Raw genomic sequence first — 7565 nt, forward strand, 5'->3', positions numbered from 1 at the left:
CACAAGAACCTAAACACTCAACTGCAGAAAGGGTAAATTGACCATCTTTACTTGTTTCTCCAGGTTTAATATCGAGAGTCTCTTCAAGGTAAGAAATAATTTCCTTACTTCCACAGAGCATACAAGAGGTTGTTTTACATACTTCAATATGGTGTGTTCCTATAGGTTTTGTATTGTACATAGAGTAAAAGGTTACTACTTCATAAACACGCATGGGAGTAGTAGAGAGCATATTTGCAACAGCAATCATCGCTTCTGGGCTAATCCATCCCTCTTGCTCTTGCACTAGCCATAAGGTTGGTAACATCATAGAATCAATTCTAGGATAACGCTTTGAAAGTTTTTCAAAATTTTCTTGGTTTTTTGCTGTAAGTGTAAAAGTTTTCATTATCTGTCAAACTCCCCTGCAATAAAATTCATACTAGCCATAGTAACAACCGCGTCTGCTAGCATCGTATTTTCAATAATCTTTGAGTAGGCACCTAATGCATAATAACAAGGTGGTCTACATTTAACTTTATGAGGTGTTCCTGAACCATCACTAACTACATAGAATCCAAGTTCACCATTTGCCGCTTCAGTTGCAGAATAGTATTCACCTTTGGGTACTTTAACTCCTTCAAAGACGAGCTTAAATTGGTTCATCATTCCTTCAATTGATCCGTAAACTTGATCTTTTGGAGGCATTGCAACAGATCTGTCATCAGTGATAATAGCACCACCCGGAATTTCTTTTATAGCTTGTCTAATAATCCTAATACTTTGAATCATCTCTTCAAAACGTACCATCATTCGATCATAAACATCACCATGACTTCCCACAACTACATCAAAATCAAAACTATCATAATGATAATAAGGTTTATCTTGTCTCATATCACGTGCCATTCCTGTTGCCCGAAGATTTGGACCAGTAATACCAGCATCGATTGCAAAGTCTTGTGTGATTACACCTACATCTTGAGTTCTATCTAAGAAAATTTTATTTCGAGCAATGAGTGAAAGTGCATCATCGATAGATTTTTCTGTTGAGCGAAGGACTGCTTCAACTTCTTCTTCAAAACCTTCATATAAATCATAACTCAATCCTCCAATACGTGTGTAGGAGTTGGTAAGTCTGGCACCTGTAAGTTTAGAGAGTACTTCGTAGGCTTCATCCCTTGGATTAAAGATGTACCAAAAGTTAGTCAATCCACCCAAGTCAACACAATTAGCTGCATTACAAACAGCATGATCCATAATACGACTAAGCTCTCCTACAATTACACGTATAAATTTAGCGCGTTCAGGTATTTCAATATCCATCATATCTTCAACACTTTTACAAAATCCTATATTGTTTAAAATAGCAGAACAATAATTTAGTCTATCAGTATAGGGAATAATTTGACTATAGGTATGTGTTTCACAGGCCTTTTCAAAGCCCCTATGAAGGTATCCTATTTCTGTGACTGCCGAGACTATTGTCTCACCTTCCATTGCCATAAGGTTTCGTATTGTTCCATGCGAAGCTGGGTGTGAAGGTCCTATATTGAGAAGCATCACTTCATCTTCTTTATAGCCATTTTCTTTTAAAAGTGGACGCATTTCATCCATGAGGTCTTCTGTCTCTGTACAAATTTGACCATCGGTAATGAGATAATCTTTTCTTAGAGGATGACCTACAAACTGATGGTGGTTCAATATTCTTTTTAGATTAGGATGACCTTCGAAAAGAATTCCATACTGATCAAATACCTCTCGTTCACCCCAATTTGCTGCATAATAAATATCACTAATTGTTGGTAATGATAAGGTAGTATCATTAACCATGGTCTTAACGATAACTTCATTTTTAAAAGTGCTCTCACGTAAAATATAGACTACGCAAAATCGCTCTTTTGTATGATCAGGATAATTCAGGTAATCAATACCTGTAACATCAAGTAGTAAGCTAAAATCTTCATTCTCTTTAAGTTCTATAATCGTCTCTCTTAATTTTTCAGGAGACACTTCATATACTTTATTCTTCATCTAAGAAACCTTTAAACCCGCGATTGTGCTGACGATTTTTTTCAATAATTGATTCTTTTTTGGACTTTTCTTGAATTCTTATAAGTGAATCAAAAAAGGCTTCTGGTCTAGGTGGACATCCTGCTATGTACTCATCAACAGGTATAATTAAATCAATACCTTGAACCGTTGTATAGTTATCATAAAATCCACCACTACAAGCACAAGCTCCCATAGAGATAACCCATTTTGGTTCAGGCATCTGGTCATAAATTTTTTTAAGTATGGGTGCTTGTTTATAACTGATAGTTCCAGCTACTACTAAAAGATCTGCTTGTCGTGGAGAAAAACGAACCACTTCCGCTCCAAATCTAGATATGTCGTGTTTGGATGCGGCAACTGACATAAACTCGATACCACAACACGCTGTACCAAATACCATAGGCCACATTGAATACGACCTTGCCCAGTTGACTGCTGTATCAAGTTTAGTAACTAATACAGAGTCACCAAGAGAGAGTTCTTCTTCTTTTAATCCCATAATAATGCCTTTTTCTTATAGATATAAATTAAACCTGCAAAAAGAAGAGCCATAAAGGTAAACATCTCTCCTAATCCAAGGTAGCCTAGTTCTTTTACATTTACAGCCCATGGAAACATAAAGATAATCTCTACATCAAAAAGCACAAAGAGAATAGCAACAACATAAAATTTAACACTAAACTTTATATTGGTACCGCCTACAGGATCACTGACACCACTTTCATAGACAGTATTTTTGTTGGCACCTTCTTTTTGAGACGGTCCAAGATATTTTGTCAGCATAAAGACCGCTGACAAAAGAATACCTATGAGTATAAAAACAGAAGATGCTAATAGCAGTTCATTTGACATAAAGACTCCTTAATATTTATAGTGAATAATTATCTTTTGTAATACTTCGAGATAAATTAATTATCGTTAATATAAAATAAATTAGTCGTATTAGAATCGTTTTTTGAGATAAGTTCTATTTTTTGCCTATCTTCATGTATTTACACTATTATAAAATATACTAATATATTAACTTCTATTTGTTGATTTTAAGTATTTTTTATGTAACAATAGACTACATAAGTAGTATTTTTTCTCTTAATATTAAAAATAATTAATAATTTAAACTATATATAAGGTTAAATTTAATTGATATTTGATATCATCTTGTTGAAAAAAAAATTTCAGGAGACAATTATGGCCTTATTAGAAGAGTATAAAGCGCATACATTAGAACGTGCAAAGTTAGGTGTAACACCATTAGTACTTACAGCAGAGCAAACAGCACAGCTTGTAGAATTACTTAAGCAAAGTCCAATTGCTGATGCAGACTATGCAATGGAATTATTGACACAAAAAATCCCAGCAGGTGTTGATGATGCAGCATATGTAAAAGCAGCATTTTTAAATGATATTGTCCAAGGAAATACATCTTGTGAAAGTATTGACGCTGTTAAAGCAACAGAGATTTTAGGAACAATGCTAGGTGGATTTAATGTTGCACCACTTGTTGAAGCACTTAAACACTCAGGAGCTGTAGCAGAGTCTGCAGCGGCTCAACTTAAAAATACATTGCTAGTGTATGATTCATTTAACGATGTTAAATCACTTATGGACAATGGAAATGCATTGGCAAAAAGTGTAGTAGAATCTTGGGCAAAAGGCGAATGGTTAACGAATAAACCAGCAATGGAAAAAGAGATTACAGTAACTGTATATAAAATTTCTGGTGAAACAAATACAGATGATCTTTCTCCAGCATCTGAAGCATTTACAAGAGCAGATGTTCCTTTACATGCGAATGCATTTCTTGTAAATAGAATGGACAATCCATTAGACACTATGGCAGCACTCAAAGAAAAAGGTCATCCACTTGCATATGTTGGTGATGTTGTAGGTACTGGTTCATCAAGAAAATCAGGTATTAACTCAGTACAATGGCACATGGGTAGAAATATCCCAAATATCCCTGGTAAAAGAACTGGTGGTATTGTTATAGGTGATATTATTGCTCCAATTTTCTTTAACACAGCAGAAGATTCAGGATGTATACCTATTCAAGCTCCTGTTGAGAACTTAGAAACTGGTGATGTCATTACCGTGAAACCATATGAAGGTGTTATCGAGAAGAATGGTGTTGTTGTATCTGAATTTCTCATCGAGCCAAATACACTTCCTGATGAAATGAGAGCAGGTGGGCGTATTCCTCTTATCATTGGTAAAGGTTTGACTGTTAAAGCTAGAGAAGCACTTGGAATGGATACAGGGAATATCTTTATGACTCCATCACAGCCTGCAGATAATGGTAAAGGTTATACTTTAGCTCAAAAAATGGTAGGTAAAGCATGTGGTATTGAAGGTGTTAAACCAGGTGTTTACTGTGAACCGATAGCAACTACAGTTGGTTCACAAGACACTACAGGTCCTATGACAAGAGATGAAATTAAAGAACTTGCAGCACTTAACTTTGGTTCTGATTTCGTGCTTCAGTCATTTTGTCACACAGCTGCTTACCCAAAACCATCAGATATTGACTTACAGCATACGCTTCCAAAGTTTTGGACAGAGAGAAAAGGATTTATCCTTAGACCAGGTGATGGTGTTATTCACTCATGGTTAAACAGAATGTGTCTTCCTGATACAGTTGGTACGGGTGGAGATTCACATACAAGATTCCCAATTGGTATCTCATTCCCAGCTGGTTCTGGTCTTGTTGCGTTTGCAGGTGTAACGGGTATGATGCCATTGACTATGCCTGAGTCTGTACTAGTGAGATTTTCAGGTGAAATGCAAGCTGGCATCACACTTAGAGACATGGTAAATGCTATTCCACATCAAGCGATTAAAGATGGACTTCTTACAGTGGAAAAAAAAGGTAAGAAAAATATATTTGCTGGTAGAGTACTTGAAATTGAAGGTCTAGAACAACTTAAATGTGAGCAAGCGTTTGAGCTTTCTGATGCATCTGCTGAACGTTCGGCTGCTGCTTGTACAGTGATGCTTGACAAAGAACCAGTAGCTGAATATCTGGAGTCAAATGTTGCACTTATTGAAGAGTTAATCGCTCAAGGATATGAAGATAAAGCGACACTTCAAAGAAGAGCACAAAAAATGAGAGACTGGTTGGCAAATCCAGTGCTTATGAAAGCTGATTCTGATGCTGAGTATGCTGCGGTTATTGAAATTAATATGTCTGAAATAAAAGAGCCAATTTTAGCTTGTCCAAATGATCCGGATGATGTTAAAACACTTACAGAAATTGCAGATGCTGGTATGAAAACAGAAATCGATGAAGTATTTGTTGGTTCTTGTATGACCAATATTGGTCTTTTTCGTGCACATGCAGAAGTACTTAGAGGTGAAGGTGCAGTAAATACTAAACTGTGGATCTGTCCTCCAACTAAAATGGATGAGAAAACACTTCAAGAAGAAGGGTATTATTCCGTATTTGGTATGGCTGGAGCAAGAACTGAGATACCAGGTTGTTCTTTATGTATGGGTAACCAAGCTGCTGTTGCACAAAATGCATGGGTATTTTCAACATCAACTAGAAACTTCGATAACAGACTTGGTAAAGGTTCTCAAGTTTACCTTGGTTCTGCAGAACTTGCTGCTGTTGTTGCTCTTAAAGGTGGATTACCAACTGCTGCTGAGTACCTTGAAATTGTTCAAAATAAGATCAAACCAGAAATGACTGATAATATTTATAAATACTTAAACTTCAACAAAGTTTCTAAGGCTGAATTAGAAGCTATGGTCGAGTAGTTAACTCCAAATTTTTTATTCACTTTCCTACCTTTGTGAAGGTAGGAAAAGCACTTTTTCATCAAGCCACATAATCAGTAGATGCCTTGATTTCCATTTTTATCTCTTATTTTTGAGTGCTATTGACTGTGTCTACAAATTTTTGTGATGGAATCATAAAGAAACTTCTCTGTTGGATAGTATAAAGAATCACATTTATAGACTTAATTAGGATAAAATTACGTAAAAATGAATCCTCTGAGGTAGTGTAAAAAATGGAAATTGAACTGAATAGTATAAAATTAAAATGTCCAGCATGTGGTTGTGAATTAGCCTTAAAAGAGAAATCATATATATGTGAAAATGAACATCTGTATGATATTTCAAAATATGGATATATTAATTTACTTTTGGCAAATAAAAAAAACACTAAAACTCCTGGAGATAATCAAGACATGATTAGGAGTAGAAGTGCCTTTTTAAATAAGGGATATTATCAAGGTTTATCTAATACCTTCAACAAGTGTATACGTTCGGTTGATGAACATAATCAACCCAAAAAGATATTAGATATTGGGTGTGCTGAAGGTTATTATTTAGATCAATTCAAACAATCACTTGATGTAAATTCAAAGCATTTATTAAGTGGTATAGATATATCTAAGTATGCAATTCAATTGGCGGCAAAACGAAAAATAGATGCAAAATTAGTGGTAGCAAATATTTATGATTTACCATTTCTTAATCAAGAATTTAATATTGTTTTTTCTGTTTTTGCGCCACTTGATATAGATGAAATTAATAGAGTTCTTCGCGATAATGGTACATTAATTATTGTTGGACCAGGTGAAGAGCATTTAAGAGGACTGACAGAGCATATATATGATAATGTAATTTCACATAGTGGTAATTATAATATAATTGATAATAATGAAAAATTTCAATGTCAAGAAGTTATAGAAGTAAAAGAAAATATTATTGTTGAGAAAGATGACATCCTTGATCTGTTAAGAATGACACCTTATTATTGGCAAACTACTGAAGAAAAAAAAGAAAATATATTAAAGTTAACACAATTGAATACACCTATACACTTTTACGTAAAAGTATATAAAAAACTATCTAAAATTAGTTAAATAGTTTGGTACACAATCCAGTATAATGGTTCCCTAAATGGTTCAATTAAAGTATACTTTTTAGAATCTTAAGAGATTAACTTATGTGTATCATGCACGATAAACTTACGTTTCTCTCCCTAACTAAAAAAACAATATTAGTTTAAAATAGTTTTATATTCACTTTTATATGTTATAATCGAAAAGATTTCCCCGTACCCTTGGGTCGGTCGGCAACAGTTCAAGAAACCATACAGTACAATATGGAATGAGTGAGCATATATTTAAAAGTCATAACAAAACATTGTTGTTATACCATTTAGTATTTCCAGCAAAATACAGAAGAAAAGTATTTAGTCAAGGTATCGAAGATAGCATGGTAAATATTTGTATCGAGATATCGCAAAGATATGAGATTAATTTTTTAGAGATAGGAAATGATGAAGACCATGTGCATTTTTTAGTGCAAAGTGTACCAAAAATGACAGTAACACGAATGGTGCAAATTATAAAAAGTATCACAGCAAGAGAAATTTTTGCAAAACACCCTGAAGTAAAAAACAGCTTTGGGGTGGAAGTCTTTGGACCAGTGGTTTTTATGCAAATACTGTAGGGCAATTTGCAAATGAAGAAACAATAAGAAATTATGTGAAAGACCAAGGAAAGAAATATACAAAGGTG

General features: G+C 34.4%; 6 protein-coding genes and 1 pseudogene. 3 read left to right on the forward strand and 4 right to left on the reverse strand.

The window, feature by feature from the left end; genetic code table 11:
• From nuoE to ACI9TV_RS15410, 4 genes are all read right to left on the reverse strand, one after another.
• Positions 1 to 388: NADH-quinone oxidoreductase subunit NuoE (gene nuoE, locus ACI9TV_RS15395; RefSeq protein ID WP_415251706.1), on the reverse strand; the 388-nt coding region annotated here is incomplete at its 3' end.
• Positions 388 to 2013, reverse strand: coding sequence for an NADH-quinone oxidoreductase subunit D (locus ACI9TV_RS15400; RefSeq protein WP_415251707.1), 1626 nt, complete (start codon positions 2011 to 2013; stop codon positions 388 to 390). The genes ACI9TV_RS15400 and nuoE, both read right to left, overlap by 1 nt.
• Positions 2003 to 2533, reverse strand: coding sequence for an NADH-quinone oxidoreductase subunit B (locus tag ACI9TV_RS15405; protein ID WP_415251708.1), 531 nt, complete (start codon positions 2531 to 2533; stop codon positions 2003 to 2005). The genes ACI9TV_RS15400 and ACI9TV_RS15405 overlap by 11 nt, the downstream gene beginning before the upstream one ends.
• On the reverse strand, positions 2524 to 2886 hold the full coding sequence (locus ACI9TV_RS15410; protein WP_415251709.1) for an NADH-quinone oxidoreductase subunit A: 363 nt from the start codon (positions 2884 to 2886) through the stop codon (positions 2524 to 2526). Before ACI9TV_RS15410 ends, ACI9TV_RS15405 begins: the two co-directional genes overlap by 10 nt.
• A gap of 336 nt (positions 2887 to 3222) precedes the next feature.
• On the opposite strand from ACI9TV_RS15410, the gene ACI9TV_RS15415 reads away from it, so the two are divergent.
• The 3 genes and pseudogenes from ACI9TV_RS15415 to tnpA form a co-directional block, all read left to right on the forward strand.
• On the forward strand, positions 3223 to 5790 hold the full coding sequence (locus ACI9TV_RS15415; protein ID WP_415251710.1) for a bifunctional aconitate hydratase 2/2-methylisocitrate dehydratase: 2568 nt from the start codon (positions 3223 to 3225) through the stop codon (positions 5788 to 5790).
• Between the two features lie 254 nt (positions 5791 to 6044).
• Entirely contained in the window at positions 6045 to 6905 is an 861-nt protein-coding gene (locus ACI9TV_RS15420) for a putative RNA methyltransferase (protein WP_415251711.1), read from the forward strand.
• Positions 6906 to 7152: 247 nt separating this feature from the next.
• Positions 7153 to 7565: pseudogene (tnpA, locus tag ACI9TV_RS15425) on the forward strand (IS200/IS605 family transposase); the annotation flags it as partial.

The sequence above is a fragment of the Sulfurimonas sp. genome (genome assembly GCF_047622445.1).
Lineage (GTDB): Bacteria > Campylobacterota > Campylobacteria > Campylobacterales > Sulfurimonadaceae > Sulfurimonas.